General features: G+C 72.3%; 21 protein-coding genes. 6 read left to right on the forward strand and 15 right to left on the reverse strand.

Annotation, left to right across the window (positions count from 1 at the left end):
• Positions 1-17: 17 nt before the first annotated feature.
• From ABEA87_RS09445 to ABEA87_RS09465, 5 genes are all read right to left on the reverse strand, one after another.
• Positions 18-974 carry a uroporphyrinogen decarboxylase/cobalamine-independent methonine synthase family protein gene (locus ABEA87_RS09445; RefSeq protein WP_345628215.1) on the reverse strand — a complete coding sequence of 319 codons (957 nt, stop codon included), beginning with the start codon at positions 972-974 and terminating at the stop codon, positions 18-20.
• Positions 975-1099: 125 nt separating this feature from the next.
• Positions 1100-2185 (reverse strand): tRNA 2-thiouridine(34) synthase MnmA, encoded by a 1086-nt coding sequence (gene mnmA / locus ABEA87_RS09450; protein ID WP_345627967.1) that lies wholly within the window; start codon positions 2183-2185, stop codon positions 1100-1102.
• A gap of 9 nt (positions 2186-2194) precedes the next feature.
• The gene (locus ABEA87_RS09455; protein ID WP_345627968.1) at positions 2195-3373 is read right to left on the reverse strand and encodes a cysteine desulfurase family protein; all 1179 of its coding nucleotides are present in this window, start codon (positions 3371-3373) and stop codon (positions 2195-2197) included.
• A gap of 170 nt (positions 3374-3543) precedes the next feature.
• Positions 3544-4500 (reverse strand): electron transfer flavoprotein subunit alpha/FixB family protein, encoded by a 957-nt coding sequence (locus ABEA87_RS09460; RefSeq protein ID WP_345627970.1) that lies wholly within the window; start codon positions 4498-4500, stop codon positions 3544-3546.
• Between the two features lie 12 nt (positions 4501-4512).
• Complete coding sequence (locus tag ABEA87_RS09465) at positions 4513-5292, reverse strand: electron transfer flavoprotein subunit beta/FixA family protein (RefSeq protein ID WP_345627972.1); 780 nt, start codon at positions 5290-5292, stop codon at positions 4513-4515.
• Positions 5293-5484: 192 nt separating this feature from the next.
• Here ABEA87_RS09465 and ABEA87_RS09470 point away from each other — a divergent pair, with 192 nt between their 5' ends.
• Genes ABEA87_RS09470 through ABEA87_RS09485 form a run of 4 tightly spaced genes read left to right on the forward strand, consistent with a single transcriptional unit; the run spans position 5485 to position 7876 of the window.
• Positions 5485-6645, forward strand: coding sequence for a mechanosensitive ion channel family protein (locus ABEA87_RS09470; RefSeq protein ID WP_345627974.1), 1161 nt, complete (start codon positions 5485-5487; stop codon positions 6643-6645).
• 10 nt (positions 6646-6655) lie between these two features.
• Complete coding sequence (locus ABEA87_RS09475; protein ID WP_345628217.1) at positions 6656-7042, forward strand: YidH family protein; 387 nt, start codon at positions 6656-6658, stop codon at positions 7040-7042.
• Positions 7039-7380, forward strand: a complete 342-nt coding sequence (locus ABEA87_RS09480) for a DUF202 domain-containing protein (RefSeq protein ID WP_345627976.1) — start codon at positions 7039-7041, stop codon at positions 7378-7380. Before ABEA87_RS09475 ends, ABEA87_RS09480 begins: the two co-directional genes overlap by 4 nt.
• Positions 7381-7384: 4 nt before the next feature.
• Positions 7385-7876: a PLD nuclease N-terminal domain-containing protein gene (locus ABEA87_RS09485; protein WP_345627978.1), complete on the forward strand. Its 492-nt coding sequence runs from the start codon at positions 7385-7387 to the stop codon at positions 7874-7876.
• Between the two features lie 3 nt (positions 7877-7879).
• Here ABEA87_RS09485 and ABEA87_RS09490 read toward each other — a convergent pair whose 3' ends face one another.
• Positions 7880-8578, reverse strand: coding sequence for a hypothetical protein (locus ABEA87_RS09490; RefSeq protein ID WP_345627980.1), 699 nt, complete (start codon positions 8576-8578; stop codon positions 7880-7882).
• A gap of 10 nt (positions 8579-8588) precedes the next feature.
• Here ABEA87_RS09490 and ABEA87_RS09495 point away from each other — a divergent pair, with 10 nt between their 5' ends.
• Positions 8589-8960 carry a hypothetical protein gene (locus ABEA87_RS09495; protein ID WP_345627982.1) on the forward strand — a complete coding sequence of 124 codons (372 nt, stop codon included), beginning with the start codon at positions 8589-8591 and terminating at the stop codon, positions 8958-8960.
• Between the two features lie 89 nt (positions 8961-9049).
• Here the strand turns inward: ABEA87_RS09495 and ABEA87_RS09500 are convergent, their stop codons facing one another.
• The 8 genes from ABEA87_RS09500 to ABEA87_RS09535 all read right to left on the reverse strand — a co-directional run bounded on the left by ABEA87_RS09500 (position 9050) and on the right by ABEA87_RS09535 (position 17406).
• Positions 9050-9805: a hypothetical protein gene (locus ABEA87_RS09500; RefSeq protein WP_345627984.1), complete on the reverse strand. Its 756-nt coding sequence runs from the start codon at positions 9803-9805 to the stop codon at positions 9050-9052.
• 517 nt (positions 9806-10322) lie between these two features.
• Positions 10323-11477, reverse strand: coding sequence for a hypothetical protein (locus tag ABEA87_RS09505; protein ID WP_345627986.1), 1155 nt, complete (start codon positions 11475-11477; stop codon positions 10323-10325).
• 21 nt (positions 11478-11498) lie between these two features.
• On the reverse strand, positions 11499-13118 hold the full coding sequence (locus tag ABEA87_RS09510; protein WP_345627988.1) for an acetolactate synthase: 1620 nt from the start codon (positions 13116-13118) through the stop codon (positions 11499-11501).
• A gap of 87 nt (positions 13119-13205) precedes the next feature.
• On the reverse strand, positions 13206-13976 hold the full coding sequence (locus ABEA87_RS09515) for an enoyl-CoA hydratase/isomerase family protein (RefSeq protein ID WP_425570820.1): 771 nt from the start codon (positions 13974-13976) through the stop codon (positions 13206-13208).
• Between the two features lie 38 nt (positions 13977-14014).
• On the reverse strand, positions 14015-14389 hold the full coding sequence (locus ABEA87_RS09520; protein WP_345627992.1) for a YccF domain-containing protein: 375 nt from the start codon (positions 14387-14389) through the stop codon (positions 14015-14017).
• An 11-nt stretch (positions 14390-14400) separates the two neighbouring features.
• Positions 14401-15354, reverse strand: a complete 954-nt coding sequence (locus tag ABEA87_RS09525; protein WP_345627993.1) for a ribokinase — start codon at positions 15352-15354, stop codon at positions 14401-14403.
• Positions 15355-15374: 20 nt separating this feature from the next.
• Positions 15375-16169, reverse strand: coding sequence for an ABC transporter ATP-binding protein (locus ABEA87_RS09530; protein ID WP_345627995.1), 795 nt, complete (start codon positions 16167-16169; stop codon positions 15375-15377).
• Positions 16170-16227: 58 nt separating this feature from the next.
• A complete protein-coding gene (locus tag ABEA87_RS09535) occupies positions 16228-17406 on the reverse strand; it encodes an ROK family transcriptional regulator (RefSeq protein WP_345627997.1) in 1179 nt (392 codons plus the stop codon).
• Between the two features lie 166 nt (positions 17407-17572).
• Between ABEA87_RS09535 and ABEA87_RS09540 the strand changes: the two genes are divergently transcribed.
• Positions 17573-19084, forward strand: a complete 1512-nt coding sequence (locus ABEA87_RS09540; RefSeq protein WP_345627998.1) for a glycoside hydrolase family 3 protein — start codon at positions 17573-17575, stop codon at positions 19082-19084.
• A gap of 319 nt (positions 19085-19403) precedes the next feature.
• Here the strand turns inward: ABEA87_RS09540 and ABEA87_RS09545 are convergent, their stop codons facing one another.
• Positions 19404-24518, reverse strand: coding sequence for an NAD-glutamate dehydrogenase (locus ABEA87_RS09545; RefSeq protein ID WP_345628000.1), 5115 nt, complete (start codon positions 24516-24518; stop codon positions 19404-19406).
• Positions 24519-24616 lie beyond the last annotated feature (98 nt).

Below are 24616 nucleotides of genomic sequence, written 5' to 3' on the forward strand. Positions count from 1 at the left end.
GCCTGCCGGTACGACAGTTACGAGCGAGCCTCGTCCAGCAGCCGTTCGGCCGCCTCCCGGCACACCTTGATGATCGACCGGGCCTGTCCGGGGGTGGCGCCGGACAGCCCGCAGGCTGCGGTGATCACCACCCGTTCGGGTAACTCGCCGAGCGGGAACCCGAGCTTGTTCCACAGCTCCCGGACCCGGGCGGCGACCCGGGCCGCGGGCGGCGGATCGCCGAAGCCCGGCAGCGCGCCGACGAACAGGCCCACCCCGGCGTCGATCGCCTCGCCGATCTGGTCGAGATCGGTCGCCAGTGCGAGATCGACCGCGACCGCGACCGCCCCCGCCGACCGGAACAGCTCGATCGGGGCGTCGGGCGCGCAGCAGTGCGCCACCACCGGCACGCCCACCGACCCGAGCACCGTCTCCAGCGTCTCGACCGCGGTCACCGGCTCCACCGCCCGCAGGGCGCCGAAACCACTCTCGGTCGGTACCCGGCCGGCCAGCACCGCCGGCAGCGACGGCTCGTCGAGCTGGAGCAGCAGCCGGGCGCCCGGCACCCGACGGGACACCTCCGCCACGTGCGCGGACAGCCCCTCGGCGAGCGACGCGGCCAGCTCCCGTACCGCGCCGGGGTCGCGCAGCACCGCGCCGCCGGTCGGCAGGTCCAGCGAGGCGGCCAGCGTCCACGGGCCGGCGCACTGCAGCTTGAGCGGCCCGGCGTACCCGTCGGCCTGCTCGGTGAGCTGGTCGAGATCGCGTTCGAGCAGGTCGGCGGTGCGCCGGGCATCGCGCCCCTGGTGGGAGGCCATCCGCCAACGGGCGGCGTAGAGCTCGACCGGCAGGTCGACCAGGAATCCCGCGCTCCGCCCGACCATGTCCGCGCCCGGCCCTCGGGCCGGCAGCTCGGGCAGGTACGGCAGCTCGGGCAGCTCGCCCAGGACGGTCTTGATCGCCTCGGTGATGTCCGTACCGGGCAGGGAGCCCATCCCGGTCGCGGCGCCGGCCGGCCACGGCCGCTGCCGGTCGGCGGGTGCCGCCCCGGCCGGATCGGTGGCGGTCAGCTCCACGTCGGCACCGTCCCGCGCGCCGGGTGCCCCGGCGCTGGAGGCGCTCACGCCGCGCTTGCCAGGCGCTCGGCGTGGCTGATCGTGGCGCAGCCCAGCACGATGTCGCCGGCCGGATCCGGCTGGTATGCCACCATGGCCTGGCCCGCGGCCACCCCGCGCACCGGCCGGTCCAGCGTCGCCACCAGCCCGTCCGGAGACGCCACGACGGTCGCCGGGACCACCTCACCGTGCGCCCGTAGCTGGATCTCCGCGCGTACCCGGGACCCACCGCTCCACAGTGGACGCTGACCGTACACGGTGGACACCTCCAGCGCCTCGGCCGGGCCGACCGTCACCGTGTTGGTCACCGGCGTGATGGACAGCACGTAGCGCGGCCGGCCGTCCGGCGCCGGGCGCTCGATGCGCAGGCCCTTGCGCTGGCCCACGGTGAAGCCATAGGCGCCGTCGTGCTGGCCGAGCACCTCGCCGGAGCCCGCGTCCACGATCTCGCCCGGCGTCGAGCCCAACCGCTCGCGAAGCCAGCCCTGGGTGTCGCCGTCGGCGATGAAGCAGATGTCGTGCGAGTCCGGCTTGTCGGCCACCGCCAGCCCGCGCCGGGCCGCCTCCGCGCGCACCCCGGCCTTGGTGGTGTCGCCGAGCGGGAAGATCGAGTGGCCCAGCTGCTCGGGGGTGAGCACGGCCAGCACGTATGACTGGTCCTTGCCCGCGTCCACGCTGCGGCGCAGCCGGCCCTGCTCGTCGCGGCGGGCGTGGTGGCCGGTGACCACCGCGTCGAAGCCCAGCGCGAGCGCCCGGTCCAGGACGGCGGCGAACTTGATCTTCTCGTTGCAGCGCACGCACGGATTGGGCGTGCGCCCCGCCGCGTACTCGGCGACGAAGTCGTCCACCACGTCCTCGTGGAACCGGTCGGCCAGGTCCCACACGTAGAACGGGATGCCGATCACATCGGCGGCCCGCCGGGCGTCCCGGGCGTCCTCCAGCGTGCAGCAGCCCCGGGCCCCGGTCCGGTACGTCTGCGGGTTGCGGGCGAGCGCCAGGTGCACGCCCGTGACGTCGTGCCCGGCCTCGACCGCCCGGGCGGCGGCGACGGCCGAGTCGACCCCTCCGGACATGGCGGCCAGCACTCGCATGGGACCAGACTACCGGGCCGCCGGCTTCTTCACCCCGGCCCGCCGGGCCCGCTCGACCGCGCCCGGCAGCGCGGCCAGCAGTTCATCGATGTCGGCCTTGGTCGAGTCGTGGCCCAGCGAGAGGCGCAGCGAGGAGCGCGCCCGCTCCTCGTCGGAGCACATCGCCAGCAGCACGTGCGACGGCTGGGCCAGCCCGGCCGAACAGGCCGAACCGGTGGAGCAGGCGACCCCCGCCGCGTCCAGCAACAGCAGCAGCGCGTCGCCCTCGCAGCCGGGGAACGAGAAGTGCGCGTTGCCCGGCAGCCGGTCGGTGCGGTGGCCGTTGAGGATTGCGTCCGGCACCGCGTCGAGCACCCGGTCGATCAGCTCGTCGCGCAGCGCGCCGACCCGCACCGCGAACTCCGGCTGGGCCTTGACGCTGGCCTCCAGCGCGGTGGCGAACGACACGATCCCGGGTACGTCCAGCGTGCCGGAGCGCACGTCGCGCTCCTGGCCGCCGCCGTGCATCAGCGGGGTGGCGGCCACGTCCCGGCCCAGCAGCAGCGCGCCCACGCCGACCGGGCCACCCAGCTTGTGCCCGGTCACGGTCAGCGCCGCGGCGCCGCTCGCGGCGAAGTCGAGCGGTATCTGGCCGACCGCCTGGATCGCGTCGGAGTGGCACGGTATGCCGTACTCGGCGGCCATCGCGACCAGCTCGGGGACCGGCTGTATCGTGCCGACCTCGTTGTTGGCCCACATGACGCTGATCACGGCCACCTCGTCCGCGTGCGCGTCCAGCTCGGCACGCAGCACGTCCAGCTTCACCGTGCCGTCGGCGTCCACCGGCAGCCAGCTGACCGTGGCGCCCTCGTGTTCCTCCAGCCACTGCACCGAGTCGAGCACGGCGTGGTGCTCCACCGAGCTGGCGATCACCCGGGTCCGCGCCGGGTCGGCCGCCCGGCGCGCCCAGAAGATGCCCTTCACGGCGAGGTTGTCGCTCTCGGTACCCCCGCCGGTGAAGATCACCTCAGAGGGCCGGGCACCCAGCACCGCGGCGATCAGCTCGCGTGACTCCTCTACCTTCCGGCGGGCGCACCGGCCGGCGGCGTGCAGCGACGAAGCGTTGCCCACCTCCCTGGCGGCGGACACGTAGGCCTCGACCGCCTGGGGCAGCATCGGCGTGGTCGCGGCGTGATCAAGGTAAGCCATCGCCCTCAAGCCTATCGACCGTCGCGGCACCCGACCGCTGCCGCTGCCCTCAAATCAAGACCGTGAACCCCGGGGACCTCGCACGCTGGCGGTACGCGGCCCGCACGCGAACAATCCCCGGTGCGGCAAAACGGCCCCGGGGACTGTCCCGGGGCCGTTTCACGCCGGGCTCACTTGCGCTTACGGATCTCCTCGGCGGCCTGCGGGACCACCTTGAACAGATCGCCCACCACGCCGAAGTCGGCCAGCTCGAAGATGGGCGCCTCGGCGTCCTTGTTGACCGCGATGATCGTCTTGCTGGTCTGCATGCCGGCCCGGTGCTGGATCGCACCGGAGATGCCCAGCGCGACGTACAGCTGGGGGGAGACCGTCTTGCCGGTCTGCCCGACCTGGAACTGGTGCGGGTAGAAGCCGGAGTCGGTGGCCGCGCGGGACGCGCCGACCGCGCCGCCGAGCAGGTCGGCCAGCTCCTCCACCACCTTGAAATTGTCGGCGCTGCCCACGCCGCGACCGCCGGACACGACCACCGAGGCCTCGGTGAGCTCCGGCCGCGAGCCCTTCTGCTCGACCGTCCGCTCGACCACGGTGACCAGCCGGTCGGCGTCTCCCAGCGCGACGTCCACAGGGGACACTTCGGGCGTGGCCGGCGCGGGCGCGGGGGTCACCGAGTTGGGCCGCAGCGTGACCAGCGGCAGCCCCCGGGTCACCTTCGACTTCACGATGGTCGAGCCGGCGAACACCGTCTGGGTGGCGGTGCCGTCCGCGGCCAGGTCGACCACGTCGGTCAGCAGGCCGTTGTCCAGCTTGACCGCGAGCCGCCCGGCGATCTCCTTGCCCTCCTGGCTGGAGGCGAGCAGGACCGCGGCCGGCGACACCTGGCCGACCAGCCGCGCGAGCACGGTGGCCTTCGGCGCGACCAGGTAGCCGGCCAGATCCGGGTGCTCCGCGGCGTAGATCTTCGCGGCGCCGTACTCGCCGAGCCGGTCCGACAGCGCGGCGGCGGTGCCCGGTTCGCCGAGCACGACGGCCGCCGGCTCGCCGAGGGTACGGGCGAGAGTGAGCAGTTCCAGGGTCACCTTCTTGGGCGCCCCACCGGAGTGCTCCACGACAACGAGAACTTCAGCCATGATGACCCGACCTCACACGAACTTCTCGGACGCGAGGAACTCGACCAGCTTCACGCCGCCGTCGCCCTCGTCACTGACCTTGGTGCCGCCCTGCCGCGGCGGCCGCTTGCCGGCCTCCACCACCGCGCTGCTCGCCCCGGCCAGCCCCACCTCGTCGGCGGAGATGCCCAGGTCCGCCAGGGTCAACGTCTCGACCGGCTTCTTCTTCGCCGCCATGATGCCCTTGAAGGACGGGTACCGCGGCTCGTTGATGGTGTCCCAGACCGAGATCACGGCCGGGGTGGCGGCGGTGACCACCTCGTACCCCTCGTCGGTCTGGCGCTCGACGGTCAGCGTGGCGCCGTCGATGGTGACCTTGCGCGCCCCGGTCAGCGCCGCGATGCCCAGCCGCTCGGCGATCATGTGCGGGATCACCTGGACCCGGCCGTCGGTGGACTCCGCGCCGGAGATGACGAGGTCGGGGCTCAGGCGCCCGATGGCCGCCGCGAGCACCTTGGAGGTCGCCAGGGCGCAGGAGCCGTGCAGCGCGTCGTCGACCACGTGCACCGCCTTGTCCGGGCCCATCGACAGCGCCTTGCGGATCGAGTCGGACGCGTGCTGCGGGCCGACGGTCAGCACCGTGACCTCTCCGCCGTGCGCCTCCTGGATCTTGAGCGCCTCCTCGATGGCGTACTCATCCATCTCATTGATCACGTTGTTCGCCGACCCACGGTCGACGGTGTTGTCGTCAGGGCTCAGGCTGCGCTCCGATCCAGAGTCGGGCACCTGCTTGACGAGTACGACGATATTCATCGCGCTTCGATGACCTCCTGTTGAACGGGCGTACCTGGAGCGTTCCGCGTGCCGCCGGACGGGTCAACCTGGCTCGCTGTGCGGTTGCCCACGGCACATGTTACCCGCTAGTAGGTTTTGGCTCTCGCCGGAACGGCGTGACCGAAGTCACCCGCCGCGCGCCGCCGCCACCGGCTCGGTAGCGTCACATTCGTGCACGACGCCGTGGTCCAGCTCACCTTCGTCGTCCTCGCCTGCCTGGCTCTGCTCGCCGCCGTCGAACTGCTCCACCAGATCCTCCTCCGGGTCGGCCGCCGACTCGGGCCGGTGGCGAGCCTGAGCCGGCGGGGCCACCGGCCGTTCGAGACCCTGCTGGTGTTGCTGACCTTGGACGTGGGACTGCGCCACACCGGCCTGCGCGGTCCCTGGCGCTACGGGATCGCGCACCTGCTGGACATCCTGGCGATCGCGGCCGGGGCCTGGCTGCTCGCCGCCCTGCTCCTGCTGATCGAGGACGCCGCGCTGTCCAGGTTCCGCACCGACGTGCTGGACAACCTGTCGGCCCGGACCATGCACACGCAGATCCAGCTGCTGCGCCGGATCACCGTGGCGGCCTCGGTGGTGGCCGCGATCATCATGAGCCTGTTCACCTTCCGTGAGGCACGGCTCGTCGGCACCAGCCTGCTCGCCTCGGCCGGCGTGGTGGCCGCCGTGGTCGCGTTCGCGGCCCAGGCGCTACTGGGCAACGTGTTCGCCGGACTGCAGATCGCCTTCGGGGAGTCGCTGCGGCTCGAGGACGTGGTGGTGGTCAACGAGCAGTGGGGACGGGTCGAGGAGATCACTCTCACGTACGTGGTCATCCACATCTGGGACGACCGCCGGATGGTGCTGCCCACCTCGTACTTCACCACCACGCCGTTCGAGAACTGGACGCGTACCCAGGCCTCCCTGCTCGGCACCGTCGAGCTGGACCTGGACTGGTCGGTGCCGGTGGACCAGATGCGCGACGAGCTGCGCGTGATCCTCACCGACAGCCAGCCGCTGTGGGACGGCCGGGTCTGCGTCCTGCAGGTCACCGACGCGGTACACGCCCTGGTCCGGGTGCGCGCCCTGGTCAGCGCCAAGGACGCGCCCACCCTCTGGGACCTGCGCTGCCTGGTGCGCGAGCGGCTGGTCGGCTGGCTTCGCGAACAGCACCCGCGGGCCCTTCCCCGGCTGCGCACCGAGGTGGGCGCCCCGGACGGGCGCGAGCCCGCGGCCGAGCACCCGAGCAACCACGGCGGCGGACCGGACCGGGACGCCCAGGTGTTCGGCGGTGACTCGGCCGGACGGCGACGCGGAAGCGAGTTCACCGGGCCGGAGGACCGCAGATAATGAGCCGGTGATCCTTCGCGTGATACGGCACTGGTTCGATCCCGAACAGGAGCGGACCGTGGGTCACCGGCCGGACTACCGGTACTCACTGGCCAACGAGCGGACCTTCCTGGCCTGGGTACGCACCGGACTGGCCCTGCTCGGCGGCGGACTGGCGGTCGCCGGGTTCCTGCCGCGGCTGCGCGTCACCCACCTGCGCGAGGCGATAGCGGTGGTGCTCCTGGTCCTCGGCGGGGCGATCGGGCTACACGCGGTCGATCACTGGGCGCGCTCCGAGCGCGCGATGCGGCTGGATCAGCCGCTGCCGCCGTCCCGGCTGCCGGCGGTGCTGGCCCTCACGCTGGCGCTGGGCGCGCTGGCACTCATCATCATCATCGCTGTCGCGGGCATGCGGTGACCATCGGACCGCACGTCTCGGACGGGGACGAGGACCCCGACGAGCCGGCCGAGACCGCCCGGTTGCGCACCCGGCTGTCCTGGCGCCGTACCGCCCTGTCGGCCACCGGTGTCCTGCTGCTGACCGCGCGGGCGGCGCTGCTGCTGGACCCCGTTCCGGCGGCCGTAATCATCGCGCTGGGCACGCTCGCCTGGCTCGGGCTGCTCGCCCTGTGCCGGAACCGGATGACCGCGATGTCCGGCAACCCGCCGGACCCGGCCGGTCGGATTCCCGCCGGGTTGGCGCTTGGAATCGCCGGTTTCGCGATACTCGGTATCGCCGCGGCCGTACTACCTTGACTTCATGGGCCGACTACTCTCCCTGCTCGCCCTCGCCGACCTCGCGCTGATCGTGGTCGCGCTGATCGACTGCCTGTCGGCGGAGCACTACGAGATCCGGACGCTGCCCCGGATCGCGTGGATATTCATCATCGTGCTGATCTCCCCGATCGGCCCGATGGTGTGGTACATGGCCGGTCGGCCGGACCGGATGCTCGATCCGGAGCTCGAACTCGAGCGCGGCCTGCGGCAGGACGGCGAGCCGGTGGAGCCGTCCGGTCCGGGGCGGGTCCTCGCCCCGGACGACGATCCGGAGTTCCTGCGTCAATTGGCAGCGCGCAACCGCGACCGGGAGGAGGAGCGGCTGCGCGCCTGGGAGGCCGACCTGCGACGGCGCGAACGCGAGCTGCGCCGCGAGCGTGAGCGGGGCAGGGACGGCGAGGCGGGCCGGGAGGGCAAGCTCGGCCGGGAGTGTGAGCGCCCGGCCGAGGAGCCGCCCGCGGACCCGAAGATCTGAGCGTCAGCTCGCGCAGTCGGTGCAGGCGGCCAGCCAGGCGACCACGGCATGCGCCGCGGACTGCACGTCCTTGCTCAACTCGTCATCGGGAACCGGCGTCCCCCGCAGGTGCGTCCCGTCGAGACCCCAGTAGCTGATGTCCACCATGACGTTGCCCAGCACCAGGTAGATATCCATCCCGCTGCCCGGGGCGTCATCACCCACGTACTGGTAGGTCTTGCTGAACGCTCCCGGGCCCAGCCCCGACACGGGAGTCACCGCACCGACCGCGATGTTGTGGGACGTGTTGCCCTTCTCATTCTGGGCGGTCGCCAGCGCATCGGCGAGATCCTTCTGTGCCGCCGCGGTCGGGGTGTCGGTGAACGCGTCGCTGTCGGCGGTCACGGTAAGGTCGATCTCGCGAGTCTCGGGCGGCTGCTTGTCCAGCACACCGGCGTTGTCCCACGTGCAAAAGTCGCCATCGTAGTCGCCACCCGTCGACTTGTGATCATTGATGGTCGATCTCCCCTGGGGCACCAGCGACGTCACCGTCGCGGAGGGGAAGGAGTCGCAACCCGGCAGCTTGTGGTAGACCGCACCGGACGAGGCCGAAGCGCTCGCCGAAGGCCTCGTTCCCGCCGTGGCCGCGGCGCTGTCGTTCCCGCCCCGACTCAGGGCGAGCGCGGTGGCCAACCCGCCGCCAAACAAGACAAGCACCACCACGACCGCGCCGATGATGACCGGCGTCGCCGAGGACCGCCGCGACGGGGGCACCGGGCTGCCCGGCGGGAAGGGCGCCCCGGGCGGAAACTGCCCGCTGAGCCCGAACTGCGGCCTGGGCGGAAACTGCGCCCCCGGGGGAAACTGCGCAGTGGGCGGAAACCGCGCCGCGGGCGGGAACTGGCTGCCGGGCGGGAACTGGCTGCCGGGCGGCACCGAGTTCGCGGGCGAAAACGGCCCGGTGGGTGGGACCGGCCCGGCGGGCGGGTACGGCACGGTCAACGCCGGCGTCGTGGGCGGCAACGCCCCCGCCGGTGGTACCGGCACCGGGGGCTGTGGGGACTGTGCCGGAAAACGATCGGGGTTTACCGGGGCCGGTGGTTGAGTCACGAGTGCTCCGAGGGAATGTCAGGCAAGCTCGAGCGGGCGCGGGTCCGCGTTCGCCGGGTCGGGGACGGGGCCGCGCCGACCCCGTCAGCTCTTGCAGTCGGAACAGGCGGTCAGCCAGTCGATGGCGGCATGCGCGGCGGTCTGCGCACCCTTGCTCGTATCGATCGCGGCCATCGGCTTCTCCTGCCCCATGGGCCCGTCGCTACCCCCGAAGGCGATCTCCACGATCACGTTGTCCACCATCAGGTCGACCGTTGTCGCGCCGTCCGTGGCGAGATCGCTCTGGGTCGTGTTGTCCAGGCTGAAGGCCTGGGTTCCCAGGCCGGACAGCGAGCTCACCGCGCCGTACTTGGTGCCGGCGGCCGTGGTGCCGGCCTGGCCCTTGGCATCCGACAGCAGGTCGCCGAACTTGTCCTTGGCCGCCTGCGTCGCTGTTTCCGACGAGTCGCGGAAGAAACCCATGTTGATCTCGATCGCGCGGCTCTCATTCGTTCCGTTCAGGGCGAGGTAGTTGTCCCACGAGCACGAAAGGTTGTCCCCCTGGTGCTTGTCGGTGGTCTTCTGCGCGTCGGGTACCAGCGACTTCAGTGTCGAGGCGGAGAAGTCCTCGCACGCCGGCAGCTTGCGGTAGATCGGCCCGGTCGAGTGCGCCGACGCCGGGGCACTCGCCGGCGCCGCGTTGCCGGCCGCCGGGGCGGTACCCGGGGACGCCACGGCACCACCACCGCCACCTCGGTTCAGGTACAGCGCAGTGGCCAACCCACCACCTAACAGGACGAGCACCACCACGACCGCGCCGAGGATGACCGGCTTCGCCGAGGAGCGCCGCGGCGCCGGCACCGGACCGGCCGACGGAACCTGCCCTCCAGGCGGGAAGGGCCCCGGGGGCGGGAACTGCCCGCCGGCCGAGAACTGTCCTCCCCCGGGCGGGAAGGGTCCCCCGGGTCCGAACTGCGCGGGCGGAAACGGTGGCCCCGGCGTGGGCGGAAACTGCCCGCCCGCCACCGGCGGGAACTGCGCACCGGGCTGGACCGCCCCCGCCGGAGGAAACGGACCGGCGGACGGGAACGAAGGCGGTGCCGGCGTCATCGGCGGGTACCCCACGGCCGACGGGTACTGCGGCGGGACCTGGCCGGGGGGTACCGGGCTGGGTGGTTGAGTCACAGATGCTCCGGGAGGCGTCATGCACGATCGAACGGGCGAGCCTCATCCGAACCGTCCAGAGCCCACACGACCCAGTCGTCGCCATGCGGGAGGGATGCAAGATCAGCTAGCCAGCGTTACCGTACCTGGCACGCGCCAGGTGCTCTGCCAGGCCCCGGGTGGGCGGTCGGCACCCGAGCGGGGGCCAGGGTGGTCAGCTCTGGCAGTCGGCGCAGCCCTTGAGCCAGGCGACCACGGCTCGCGCGATGGTCTGCGCCCCCTTGTTCGCCTGGTCCGCGGCCATCGGCTTCAGGTCCGTGTCGGCGCCGTCGAAACCCTCGTAGTTGAGCTCGACGAGCACGTTGTTGACTCGCATGTCGATCCTGGTTCCGTTGGCCGGGAAGACATCCTCGTGGACGGTGTAGTCCTGGGCGGTCGCCTCGTCGCCCAGACCCGACGGCGTGGTCACCGGGCCGTACGCGTGGTCGGCGCTGTCCGTCTTGCCGGCCTGGTCGTTGGCCTCGGACCGGGTCTCGTCGAACGCGTCCTTGGCCGTCTGGACGGCCGCCTCGAACTCGTTGTTGTAGGCCTGCGCGTGGATCTCGGTTCCCCGGACCCCCGGAGGGTTGGTGTCGTCGGCGTCGATGTTGTCCCAGTCGCATTCGGTCGACTGGAAGAAGTCGGAGCCGGAGTCCTGGCTGTCCTCGGTCTTCTCGCCCTTGGGGATCAGCGACGGCATCGCGGTGCCGAGGCCGTCGCACGCCGGCAGCTTGTGGTACACGGGCCCGGACGGAACGTCCGGGCCGTCCGCGCGCACCGTCGAGTCGGCGTGCTTCTGGTGAGTGATCAGCAGCGCGGTGGCCAATCCGCCGCCCAGGACGATCAGCAGCAGCACGACGCCGAGGACGATGATCGGCGTCGCGGAGCGCTTTGGCGGTACCGACCCGGGTGGCGGGAAGGCCCCACCCGGCGGGAACTGGCCCGGCGGGAACTGGCCCGGCGGGAACTGGCCCGGCGGGAACTGTCCGGGCTGGCCTGGCGCGAACTGCCCCGGCGCGAACTGTCCCGCCGGAGCCGGTGCGCCGGGCTGCCACGCCGAGCCGGGCTGCGGCGGGACGGCCTGCGGAACGGTGGCCTGTGGAGCAACGGGCTGCGGCCAAGCGGGCTGCGGCGGACCAGGCTGCGCCCAAGCGGACTGCGGCGGACCGGGCTGCGGCCAAGCGGGCTGCGGCCAGGCCGGCTGCGGTGCCGGCGGCGCGGAGTTGGGCGCGACCGGGGCCGGCTCCTGGGCCGGCGCTCCAGTCGGCGGTACAGCTGGTTGTCGCGGTGGGACCTGGCCCGAGCTGTCCGGGCCGGGTGGGTAGGTCACGAATGCTCCGGGGGGCTCGTGTCAGGCGAGGTTGGACGAGCGCGGGTACGCGTCGGCCGGATCGGTGATGACATTGACCAGGTACGGCACCGAGGCCTCGAACGCACGGTTCAGCGCCGGCCCCAGCGCATCCGCCTCGGTGACGGTCTCACCCGCACCGCCCAGCGCGCGAACCACGTCGTCGTAACGCAGGCCGGGCTGAAGATCGGCGGCCACGTCATAACCGTACATGGATCGCATCGGGTGCTTTTCGAGCCCCCAGATCCCGTTGTTGCCCACCACGATCACCACCGGCATCCCGTGCCGTACCAGCGACTCGACGTCCATCAGCGAGAAGCCGGCGGCGCCGTCGCCCATGAGCACGCAGATCTGCCGGTCCGGGTAGGTGGCCCTGGCGCCGAGCGCGTACCCCATCCCGGTGCCCAGGCAGCCGTACGGTCCCGGGTCCAGCCAGCTGCCCGGCGTCGACGGCTCGAGGTACTTGCCGGCGTACGACACGAAGTCGCCGCCGTCCCCGATGGTCACCGCGTCCTGTGCCAGTACCTTGCGCAGTTCCCCGTAGACGCGCGCCGGCCGGATCGGGTCCGAATCGGCCGCCATCGCCTCGGCGTCCTTCGCCCGCGCCTTCTCTTCGGCCTGCCGCAGGACATCGATCCAGTCCGCGTGATCCTCGCGGGCGCCGGTGTGGTCCGCCAGCGCGGTCAGGATCAGCCGCAGGTCCCCGGCCGGCGACACCGCCGGTGTCACGTGCGTGGCGCGCTGCGTCGGCGCGTCCACGATGTGCACCACCGTGGCGTCGCCGAAGTCGCCGAAGCCGAGCCGGAAGTCCAGCGGCGTGCCGATCACCGCCACGACGTCGGCGCCGGACAGCGCGGTGCGCCGGGACTTGGCGAAGGCCAGCGGGTGCCCGGCCGGCAGCGCGCCCCGACCCATCCCGTTGGTGAACACCGGTACCCGCAGCGCCTCCGCCGCCGCCCGCAGCGCCTCGATCGCGTCGCCCGCGTACACGTCGGAGCCGGCGACGATGACCGGGCGGGCCGCGCCGGCGATGAGCGCGGCGGCCCGCTGGACGTCCTGCGGGTCGGGCTCGATGACCGGAATCTGGGGCGGCTCCAGCTCGCCCTCGCCCGCGCTGAAGATGGCCTCCAGCGGGAAGTCGAGGAACACCGGGCCCCGGTGCGCGGTCAACGCCGTGGTGAGCGCGCCGTGCAGCGTCCGGACGATCTCGTCGGTGTCGAAGACGGTCGTCGCCTGCTTGGTCACCGGCGCGACCAGCGGAAGGTGGTCCAGCTCCTGCAGGCTGCCCGAGCCCCAGCGGAAGGCGGGCGCCCTGCCGCCGAGCACCACCACCGGGGACGCGTTGAAGAAGGCGCTGGTCAGGCCGGAGATGCCGTTGGTGACGCCCGGGCCGGCGGTCAGCACGGCCAGGCCGGGCGTGCGGCGCAGCTTGGCGACCGCCTCGGCGGCGAAGACCGCGGACTGCTCGTGGCGAACGTCGAGGATGCGCATCCCGACCTTGTGCGCGGCGTCGTACAGGGGAAAGACGTGCCCGCCGGAGAGGGTGAACATCTCGGTGACCCCGAACGCCCGCAGCGCCGCCAGGGCCAGCTCGCCACCGTGCCCGTCGATCTTCTCAGTCATGCCCGGCATCCTACCGGCGAGTAACTACAGGTTCCACCGGATCGGAGACCGGGCCGGGCCCCAGAGGAGCGCCGGCCCGGGTCGGCCTCACCGGCCGGTGAAGTCCGGCTTCCGCTTCTCCACGAATGCCGCCATGCCCTCGCGCCGGTCGTCCGTCGCGAACAGCGCCGCGAACTGCTGGGTCTCCCAGGCCAGGCCGGAGGCCAGGTCCATGGACAGGCCGCCGTCCACGGCCAGCTTGGCGGCCCGCAGCGCCTGGGCCGGCCCGCCGACGTACCGGCGCACCAACTCCACCGCCGCCGGGAAGACCTCCTGCGCCGTCGGCACCACCCGGTCGACCAGTCCCATCGCCAGCGCCTCCTGCGCGTCGACCAGCCGGCCCGACATCACCAGGTCCTTCGCCTTGGCCGGGCCGACCAGCCGGGCCAGCCGCTGGGTGCCGCCCGCACCCGGGATGATGCCCAGATTGATCTCCGGCTGGCCGAGCTTCGCGTCCGCCGCGGCGATCCGCCAGTCACAGGCCAGCGCCAGCTCGCAGCCGCCACCGAGGGCGTAGCCGGTGATCGCGGCCACCACCGGCTTGGGGATGCGGGCGACCATGTCGAAGGCCGCGGACAGCGCCGGCGCCCGGCCCACCATGTCCACATAGGACATCGTGGCCATCTCCTTGATGTCGGCGCCCGCGGCGAACACCTTCTCGCCGCCGTACACGATGACGGCGGCGACCGCGTCGTCCGCGGCGGCCTGCTGGGCGGCGGCCCGCAACTCCTCCTGGACCTCGGTGTTCAGCGCGTTCATCGGCGGCCGATCCAACCGGATGGTGCCGATCCCGTCCTCGATCGTGAGCTGGACGACCACGCTGACCTCCTCGTCGAATGCCTGCCCGGAGCCTACGCTCACGGCAGGTCGCGGATCTCCCGGCCGAGCGGCAGCAGCGAGACCGGGATCAGCTTGAGGTTCGCCAGCCCGAGCGGGATGCCGATGATCGAGACGAACTGCGCGATGGCGGTCACCAGATGCCCCAGGGCGAGCCACCAGCCGGCGACGATCAGCCAGATCACGTTGCCGATCGCGGACCCCACGCCCGCGGTCGGCCGCTTGACCACCTCGCGTCCGAACGGCCACAGGGCGTAGTTGGCCATCCGGAACGACGCGATGCCGAGCGGGAAGGTGACGATCAGCACGCAGCAGATCAGCCCCGCGACCGCGTAGCCGAGTGCCAGCACCAGCCCGCCGAAGACCAACCAGAACACATTCAGGATGAAGCGCATGTCCTCAAGGGTTACTCATCCGCGCCAGTGCAGTACGTCGCGGCGTACAGCTCGTCGATGACCTGGCGGCCGGCCAGGCCGACCGAGGCGCCGAGCCGCCGCACCGAGGCGGCCCCGGCCGCGCTGGCCCAACGCACCGATTCGACCACGTCACGCCCCTCGCCCCAGGCCACCGCCAGCGCGCCGGTGAACGCGTCACCCGCTCCGGTGGTGTCCACCGCCTCCACGACCGGGGCCGGCACATGCTCGAGTCGGCCATCCCGGTCGCCGTACCAGGCGCCGTCCGCCCCCCGGGTCAGCACCGCCCTCGGTACCGACTCCAGCAGCGCGTCCACCAGCACCGCGCCGTCGGGGGCGTCACCGGTGTCCACGTCGACCATCGGCAGGTTGGTCAGCCCGGCCGCCTCGAGGTGGTTGACCACCAGGAGATCCACCGCCGCGAGCAGCTCGTCGGGCAGTGCGCGGACCGGCGTCGCGTTGAGCACCACCAGGGTGCCCGCGGCCCGGGCCGCCACCGCGGCCGCGGTGACCGTCTCCACCGGCACCTCGAGCTGGCACAGCAGCACGTCGGCGCCGGCGATCGCGGCGAGTTCGCCGGCCGTGAGGTCGGCCAGTGTCGCGTTGGCGCCGGGCGCCACGACTATTGAGTTCTCGCCGAAGTCGTCGACCACGATCAGCGCCACCCCCGAGGCGCCGTAGCGGATCCGCAGCAGCGAGGTGTCCACCCCGGCCCCCGACAGCCGGGCGCGCAGCGTCACCCCGAACGCGTCCGACCCGATGGCGCCGATCACCGTGGTGGCGCCGCCGGCCCGGGCCGCCGCGACGGCCTGATTGGCGCCCTTACCGCCGGCCACCTGGGTGAAGTCGTGGCCCAGCACGGTCTCTCCCGCTCGGGGCAGCACCGGAGCGGTAACGACGAGGTCGATGTTCACGCTGCCGACGACGACTACCCGGGGCGAGGTCATGGCGGGAGCGTACGCGTCCGTCAGCTCGCCCGGGCGGAGAACCGGTCGTCGACGCGGTCCAGCCGCAGCGCCACGTCAAAGGTCTTCGACAGGTTGTCGCTGGTCATCACCGACTGGATCGGGCCGGCCGCCACCACGCCGCCCTCGCGCAGCAGCAGGGCGTGGGTGAAGCCCGGCGGGATCTCCTCGACGTGGTGGGTGACCAGCACCATCGCCGGGGCGTCGGGGTCTGCGGCGAACTCCGCCAGCCGCCGCACCAGGTCCTCCCGGCCGCCGAGGTCCAGGCCGGCCGCGGGCTCGTCGAGCAGCAGCAGCTCGGGGTCGGTCATCAGCGCACGCGCGATCTGCACGCGCTTGCGCTCACCCTCGGACAGCGTGCCGTATTCGCGCTGTGCCAGGTCGCCGGCGCCAAACTGGCGCAGCAGTGCCGTGGCGCGTCCGGTGTCCATCGAGTCGTACGACTCGCGGAACCGGCCGACCACCGACCACGCGGCGGTCACCACGACGTCGAGCACGGTCTCGTCGCCGGGGATCCGGTCGTGTACGGCGACCGACGCCAGCCCGATCCGGGCACGCAGCTCGAACACGTCCACCCGGCCGAGCCGCTCACCGAGCACCTGTGCCACGCCGCGGGTCGGGTGCAGCCGGCCGGCGACCAGGCTGAGCAGCGTGGTCTTGCCCGCACCGTTGGGCCCGAGCACGACCCACCGCTCGTCCGCCTCGACCCGCCAGTCGATGTCGCGGATCAGGTCCTTGCCGCTGCGCGTGACGGTCGCCTTGTCGAGGGAGATGACCAGATCAGGATCGTTGGACACGTGGCTATCCAATCACGGAACCGGAGGGTGACGACCGGCACCGTGGCCGCCACCACGCTCACTCGTCGACCGTCGACCCGAACACCTCGTCGCGCGCCGCCTCCAGCGCGGTCAGCACGGCACCGAGCAGCACCGGCTCCTCCGGGCCCTCCGACACCACCACCCGGGGCGACACCGGCGCTATCGCGGCGACCTCGTGCTGTACCCGCTGGGCCAGCGCCACTCCGCCGGCCTGGCTGACCTCACCGGCCAGCACGACGACGGCGGGATCGAGCACCACGCAGGCCGCCGCCAGCCCGAGCGACAGGCGCCGGGCCAGTTCGTCGAGGACGGGGCCGCCGGTGGTGCCGGCATCCACCGCGGCGCGCACGGCGTCCCACGCGGTCCCGGCGCGGAACCCGTGCTCCCGGGCCACGGCGCGCACCGCGTCGGCCTGCGCCAACTCCCGGAAGCCGCCCTTGGACCGGCGGGTCACGTCGCGCGGCACCGGGGCGCCGACCACCGGCGCGTACCCGATCTCGCCGGCCGCGCCGCTGACTCCCCGGTGCAGCCGGCCGCCCAGCGTCACCGCCATGCCGACGCCGCGGCCCAGCCAGAGCAGCACGAAGTCGTCGACGCCCCGGGCCGAGCCCGCGTACGCCTCGGCCACGGCCGCCAGGTTCACGTCGTTCTCGAAGACGACCGGCCGCTTGAGGTCCTCGCGCAGCGCGCCGAGCAGGCCCCGTTGCCAGCGCGGCAGGTCGAAAGCGAAGGCGACCTCCCCGGTCGACGGGTCGACGAGGCCGGGCGTGCCCAGCACCACCCGGCGGACCTTGCTGATCGGCGCCTTGGCGCTGCGCGCGGCCTCGATGACGGCGTTGTGCACCACGCCCACCGGGTCGTCGGTGTCGTGGGTCGACTGCTGGACCCGGCCGACCACGGTGCCGGTGATGTCCGCGCAGGCGGCCACCGCGTGCTCCGGACCGATCTCCACGCCGACCACGAACGCGCTGGTCGGGACGACCGAGTAGAGGGCGGCGTTGGGCCCCCGGCCGCCGGCCTGCTCGCCGACCCGGCCGACCAGGCCCCGCTCCTCCAGCCGCTCCACGAGCTGGGAGGCGGTGACCTTCGACAGGCCGGTCAGCTCGCCGAGCTGCGCCCGGGTCAGCGGGCCCCGCTCGAGCAGCAGTTCAAGGGCTGCGCGGTCGTTGATCGCCCGTAGCAGTCGGGGCGTGCCCGGGAGGCGGGTTGAGCTCATTGGGACGGTACCTTTATCATTTAGGAAACTTTCCTAATTTCATGGACCACTGGGAATGTAGGTAGCGTACGGTCATGCCGGTGCCGGCGACGTCCCGCGACCCGCTGCCAGATTCCTGGATCACACGTGGCCGACCGCGGGTCGGAGCGGCCGGAGGGGAATCAACGTGGCGATCGATCCGGGGTTGCGGCGACTCATCCTGCCCACCCTGCTGCCGGCCTTTCCCGGGCTGAGCGCGCCGCGGTGGGCGCTCGACCTGGTGGCCGAGGGCCTGGGCGGGTACGTGATCTTCTACTACAACATCGCCGACCCCGAGCAGGTCGGCGCGCTCACCGCGAGCCTGCGCGAGGCCCGCGCCGACGTGCTGCTCTCGCTGGACGAGGAGGGCGGGGACGTCACCCGGCTGGCCCACCTCGCGGGCAGCCCGTACCCGGGCAACGCGGCGCTCGGCGCGGTCGACGACCCCGGGTTGACCGAGCGGATCTACCGCGCCATCGGGCTTGACCTGCGGGCCAGCGGGTTCAACCTGAACCTCGCGCCGACCGTGGACGTGAACACCTCCGACCACAACCCGACCGTCGGTACCCGATCCTTCGGCACCGACCCGACCAGGGTGAGCGCGCAGGCCGCCGCGGCCGTCACCGGCCTGCAGTCCGCCGGCGTTGCCGCGTGCGCCAAGCACTTCCCCGGGCACGGCGCCACCAGCACGGACTCGCACCTGGCGCTGCCCACCGTGGACGCGCCGCTGCCGCTGCTGCGCGAGCGGGACCTGGCCCCTTTCGCCGCCGCGATCGAGGCCGGCACCCAGTCGATCATGACCGCGCACATCCGGGTACCGGAGCTGACCGGCGATCTGCCGGCGACGTTCAGCCGGGCGGCAATGGTCGATCTGCTGCGCGGCGAGCTCGGCTTCACCGGCGTGGTGATCAGCGACGCGCTGGACATGCGCGGGGTGGCCGAAATCGCCGGGAGTACCGCCAAGGGGGCTCCGCGGGCGCTGCTCGCCGGCGTCGACCTGCTGTGCCTGGCGGGGCAGTGCGATCGGGACCTGATCGAGGAGACCATCGCCGAGATCGCGGCGGCGGTGCGGGCGGGCTGGCTGCCGACCTCGCGGATCGAACAGGCCGCGCAGCGGGTCGCCGAGTTGTCGCGATGGACCGCGAAGACCGGCCCGGACGCCGGCGCGGACGCCGCCGGGGACGGTACCGGAGCGGGGATCGGTTACCCGGCCGCCCGCCGCGCGGTCCGGGTCGAGGGGTCGCTGACCGGGCTCGGGTCGCCGCTGGTCGTGCAGATCGCCGACGCGGAGCTGAACATCGCCGCCGGACGGGTGCCGTGGGGCCTCGGCCCGCACATCAACGGCACCGAGCAGGTCCAGCTGGCCCCGCCCGGCGAGTCCCCGGAGCGGGTACGCGCCCTGGCCGGGACCCGGCCGATCGTCGTGGTGGGCCGCAACCTGCACCGGCTGCCGGGCGCGGCGGACCTGATCGAGGCGCTGGCCCCGACGAATCCGGTGGTGGCGGTCGAGATGGGCTGGCCGACGGCGTGGCGCCCGGCCGGCGTGCGGGCCTTCGTCACCACGTTCGGGGCGAGCCGGGCGAACGGCTGGGCGGCGGCCTCCGCCCTGGGGCTGACCGGCGCGTCGGCGGCGCGGGTCGGGGTGGACGCGATCCGGTAGGTCGGCCGCAGGCCCGAACCAGGCGGATGGCGTCCTCGCGGCGTGCGGCGTCCTTGAACAGCAGGACGGCCAGGCCGCCCGCGATCCACGGCCAGGCGTGCACGACGCTGCGCACCAGCCGGCACAGGCCCTGCACCAGCAGGTACAGCAGGAACATCGGGACCCAGGGCGGGTCGAGGTGAGCGAACCACGGTGACATCCGACGCGCCCCCTGGCATCGATGGATCCCGAACGCACTCCTTGTAGCGACGGACCCGGCGCGCCCCGCACCGCCTGGCGTGCGCCGGCCGGCTCGTGGGCCGGCCGGCGCACGTCATGGTCACGAACCCGCGGTGCGGACCAGGGTACGGATCTGCCGCAGCAACACCGACAGGGCGGCCAGGTCGGCGTTGGCCTCCTGGAACTCCACCATCGCGTTGCGCGCCCGGCCGATCGCCGCCGAGTTGGCGTGCTCCCACGCGGTGACCCGCTCCGCGGCCGGCTGGTCGCGGTCGGTCGAGGCGAGCACCTCCGAGGTCAGCGCGGCCAGGGCGCCGTACAGGTCGTACCGCAGCGCCATCCGGGCCAGCGTCTGCCAGCGGTCGTCGCGCGGCAGCAGCGAGATCTTGGACAGCAGCGCGTCGACCTGGAACCGGTCGGACAGTTCGTAGTACACCGACGCGACCTCGATCAGATCCCGTCCGGTGCCGTCGGCCGCCGAGACGATGTCCATCAGACCGAACCCGTAGATGACCCGGGCGGCCCGCTCGGCCAGCGCCGGCGGGATGCCCATGCCGGTGAGCCGGTCGACCCTGGCCTGCAACGACGCCCGCTCCTGGCCGCAGAACAGCCGGCCGAGCTCGGGCAGCAGGCGCTGCACGCCGGGGCGCAGCCGCTCGACCTCCTCGGTGACGTTCAGGGGCGATCGCCGGTTGGTGACCAACCAGCGCACGCCGCGGTCGATGAGCCGGCGCAGCTCCAGGTGCAGGGTCGTCTGCGCCTCGGTGGGCACCCGGTTGTCCAGTTCCTCGACGGCCCGCCACAGGTCCGGCAGCCCGAACACGTCCCGGACCACGGAGAAGGCGCGGATCACGTCGGCCGGCGAGGCGCCGGTCTCCTCCACCACCCGGTACACGAACGTGATGCCGCCCCGGTTGACCGTCTGGTTCACCAGCTGCGTGGTCACGATCTCGCGGCGCAGCGCGTGGCCGGGCATCAACTCCTCGTACCGCTCGCGCAGCGGCGTCGGGAAGTAGTCCACCAGCGTCTCGTGGGTCCAGTCCTCGTCCGGCAGCGGCGAGGAGTTGACCTCGTCCTCCAGCCCGATCTTGACGTAGGAGAGCAGGACCGCGAACTCCGGCGAGGTCAGCCCGTTTCCGGCGGCGAACCGTGCGGCCAGTTCGTCGTCGGTGGGCATGGCCTCCAGCGCCCGGTCCAGCCGTCCGTCCCGCTCCAGTTCACTGATCAACCGGCGGTGCACCGGCAGCAGCGAGTGGGCCTGGGCACGCGCGTTGCCCAGCGCGGTGGCCTGGTCGTAGTTGTCCCGCAGGACCAGCTCGCCGACCTCGTCGGTCGTCTCCACCAGCAGCGCGTCGCGCTCCGGACCCGCCAGCGCCGCGTCGGCCAGCAGGATCTTGATGTTCACCTCGTGGTCCGAGGTGTCCACACCGGCGGAGTTGTCGATCGAGTCGGTGCAGATCCGGCCGCCCGCGGTGGCGTACTCGACCCGGCCGCGCTGGGTCAGGCCGAGGTTGCCGCCCTCACCCACCACCTTGGCGCGCACCTGGGCACCGTTGACCCGGATCGCGTCGTTGGCCTTGTCGCCGACCTCCGCGTGGGACTCGCTGGACGCCTTCACATAGGTGCCGATGCCGCCGTTCCACAGCAGGTCCACCGGGGCCAGCAGGATCGCCTTCATCAGGTCGTTCGGCGCCATCGCGGTCACCGACTCGTTCAGGTCCAGCGCGCGGCGGATCTGTTCGGAGATCGGGATGGACTTCGCGGTACGCGGCCAGACCCCGCCGCCCGCGGAGATCAGGGACTGGTCGTAGTCGGCCCACGAGGAGCGCGGCAGGTCGAACATCCGGCGGCGCTCCGCGAAGGAGGTGGCGGCGTCCGGATCCGGGTCCAGGAAGATGTGCCGGTGGTCGAACGCGGCCACCAGCCGGATGTGCTCCGACAGCAGCATCCCGTTGCCGAACACGTCGCCGGACATGTCACCCACGCCGACGACCGTGAAGTCCTGGCCCTGGGTGTCCACGCCGCGCTCGCGGAAGTGCCGCTTGACCGACTCCCACGCGCCCTTGGCGGTGATGCCCATCTTCTTGTGGTCGTACCCGGCCGAGCCGCCCGAGGCGAACGCGTCACCGAGCCAGAACCCGTACGCCAGCGAGATCTCGTTGGCCGTGTCGGAGAACGTGGCGGTGCCCTTGTCGGCCGCGACCACCAGGTACGGGTCGTCGCCGTCGTGACGCACCACGTCGCGCGGCCGCACGATCACGCCGCCGACCAGGTTGTCGGTGACGTCGAGCAGGGCGCTGATGAACATCTTGTAGCAGGAGACGCCCTCGGCGAGATACCCGTCCCGGTCCGCCGGCGCCTGCTTGAGCACGAAGCCGCCCTTGGCACCCACCGGCACGATCACGGCGTTCTTGACCATCTGCGCCTTGACCAGGCCGAGGATCTCGGTGCGGAAGTCGTCGCGCCGGTCGGACCAGCGCAGGCCGCCACGCGCCACCGGGCCGAAGCGCAGGTGCACGCCCTCGAACCGGGGCGAGTAGACCCAGATCTCGTACCGGGGCCGGGGCGCCGGCAGGTCCGGGATCGCCCGCGGCTCCAACTTGAACGCCACGTAGGACTTCGGCCGCCCGTCGGCGCCCCGCTGGAAGAAGCTGGTACGCAGGGTGGCCTGGATCAGCGTCAGGTACGAGCGCAGGATCCGGTCCTGGTCCAGGCTCGCCACCCCGTCCAACTGCCGCCCGATGGCGGTGACCAGCTCCTTGGACTGCAGCGACCGGTCCTCGTCCGACAGCTTCAGGGACGGCGAGAACCTGGTCTCGAACAGCGCGACCAGCAACGCGGCGATGCCCGGGTTGCTGATCAGCGTGTTCTCCATCGACCCCTGCGAGTACACCGCGCCGGCCTGCCGCAGGTACTTCGCGTAGGCCCGCAGGATCACCACCTGCCGCCAGGTGAGCCCGGCCCGCACCACCAACTCGTTGAAGCCGTCGATCTCGGCCTCGCCACGCCAGGTGGAGGAGAAGGCGTTCTCCATGTGCGCCCGGATCTCAGGCAGGTCGCGGGCCTGCGGGGGCAGCAACAGCCCGAAGTCGTACAGGTAGATCGTGGCGTCGGCGCGGGTGATCTCGTACGGCCGCTCGTCGGAGACGCGCACGCCCAGCGAGTGCAGCACCGGCAGCACCGTCGACAGCATCATCGGCTCGCCGTACCGGAAGACCTTGAAGTGGACGTTGCTGTCGTCCTTGCGCTTGCGGAAGATGTGGGTGGCCAGCTCGCCCGGCTCGTCCAGCAGCTCCAGCTTCGCGATGTCCTGCACGGCCTCGTACGGGTTGTGCTCGTCCTTGTACGCGTCGGGGAAGGCCGGGGCGTAGCGGGGGAACAGGTCGCGGCTCTGCTCCTCGCCGAGCTTGAGCTCCAGGATCAACCGGAAGTCGTCGTCCCAGTTCCGGGTCGCCTCGACCAGCTGCTCCTGGATGGCGGCGGCGTCGATGTCGACGGGGGGCGCGCTCGGGTCGGTGCGCACGATGAAGTGGATCCGGGCCAGCACCGACTCGCCCACCCGGGTCGCGTAGTCGATCCCCACGCCGTTCAGCTCCCGCTGGAGGATCGTCTGGATGCGCAGCCGGTTCTCCGTGGTGAACCGGTCCCTGGGCATGAACACCAGGCAGGAGATGAACCGGCCGTACGCGTCCTGACGCAGGAACAGCCGCAGCGCCCGCCGGCCGGCCAGCCGCAGTACCCCCATGACCGTGTCATAGAGCTCTTCGGTGCGGATCTGGAACAGCTCGTCGCGCGGGTAGTCCTCCAGGATCGCCAGCAGATCCTTGCCGGAGTGGCTGCGCTCGGACAGGCCGGAGCGCTCCAGCGCCGCCTCCACCTTGCGCCGCACCACCGGCAGGTCGCGGACCGAGCCGAGGTACGCGGACGACGAGAACAGGCCGAGGAACCGCCGCTCGCCCACCACGTTGCCGTCGGAGTCAAACGTCTTGATGCCGATGTAGTCCAGGTACGACGAACGGTGCACGGTGGACCGGGAGTTGGCCTTCGTGATCACGAGAAGCCGCTTCTCCAGGATCTTCGCCCGCGCCTCCGGCGCCATGCTGGACAGCATGCGTGGAGCGGTCTCGTCCTGCCGCAGGATGCCCAGCCCGGTGCCGAGCACCGCCTGCAGCCGCATCCCGTTCAGGGTCGGGGCCTCGCCCCCGGCCGCGCCGGCACCCTCCTGGCCCGAGCCGCCGGCCAGCCGGTACTCCCGGTACCCCAGGAACGTGAAGTGCTCGTCGACCAGCCAGCGCATCAGCTCGATCGAGTCGGCGATGTCCCGCTCCGGCACCGGCAACGACCGGTCGGCCAGCTCGTCGGCGATGGCCAGGGCCCGGGAGCGCATCCGCGGCCAGTCCTCGACCGCCTCGCGCACGTCGGTCAGCACCCGCTGCACGTCCCGGCGCAGCTCGTCGCGGGCGGCGTCACCGCGCACCCGATCGATGGACAGCCGCATCCAGCTCTCCACCACGTCGCCGGAGATCGCGTCGTCGGCCTCGACGTCGGCGCACACCTCGATCAGGCGACCCAGCGGCTCGCGGCGCACCACGACCAGCGGGTGTACCAGGAGGTGTACCGACAGGCCGCGGGTGGTCAGCGCGGAGGTGACGGTGTCGACGAGGAAGGGCATGTCGTCGGTGACGATCTCCAGGATGGTCAGCTCCTGGTCGGGGCTGTCGCCCACCCTCAGCTTCAGCTCCCCGGGCACCCGCTGCTCGGCCAGCTCCCGGTGCGCCCGCGCGCCCGAGAGCATCTCGGCGGGCGTCAGCCCCACCAGCTCCTCGTCGGGGGCGAACCGCCAGTACCGGCGCACCAGCCGGGCGCTGTCCAGATCATCGCCGGCCAGCGCGACCGCCTCGGTCACCAACCGCTCGGCGTCCGGAATGGGCTGGTCCAGCTCGGTGTCCTCGGTCTCCTCGCCGTCGCCGGTCCGGCCGGTCTCCTCGATGTCCTCTACCGCGTCGGGATCGTCGAGCACGCGTGAGCCGGGAGCCGCACCGCCCCGGTCTGCCCGATATTTGATCGTTTGCCCCGTCGATCCGGTACCGGCCGACCGGCCGGTCCCCTCGCCTGTGCCGCCCTGGCCGGTCGGATCCTCGCTGGTGGTCGACTCCTCGGTATCGTCACCGGTGCTCTGATCGGCCGCGTCGACACTGGTCGCCGCACGGTCCATGGGTGCCACTCCCCTCGCCCACAACGCTGTGGGAACACGTCTCGACCCCAGCCTATGACTTTCGGCGGCTGGGACCCATTCGCCTGGTCACGGGGGTG

Source organism: Rugosimonospora acidiphila, from assembly GCF_039543385.1.
Taxonomy (GTDB): domain Bacteria; phylum Actinomycetota; class Actinomycetes; order Mycobacteriales; family Micromonosporaceae; genus Rugosimonospora; species Rugosimonospora acidiphila.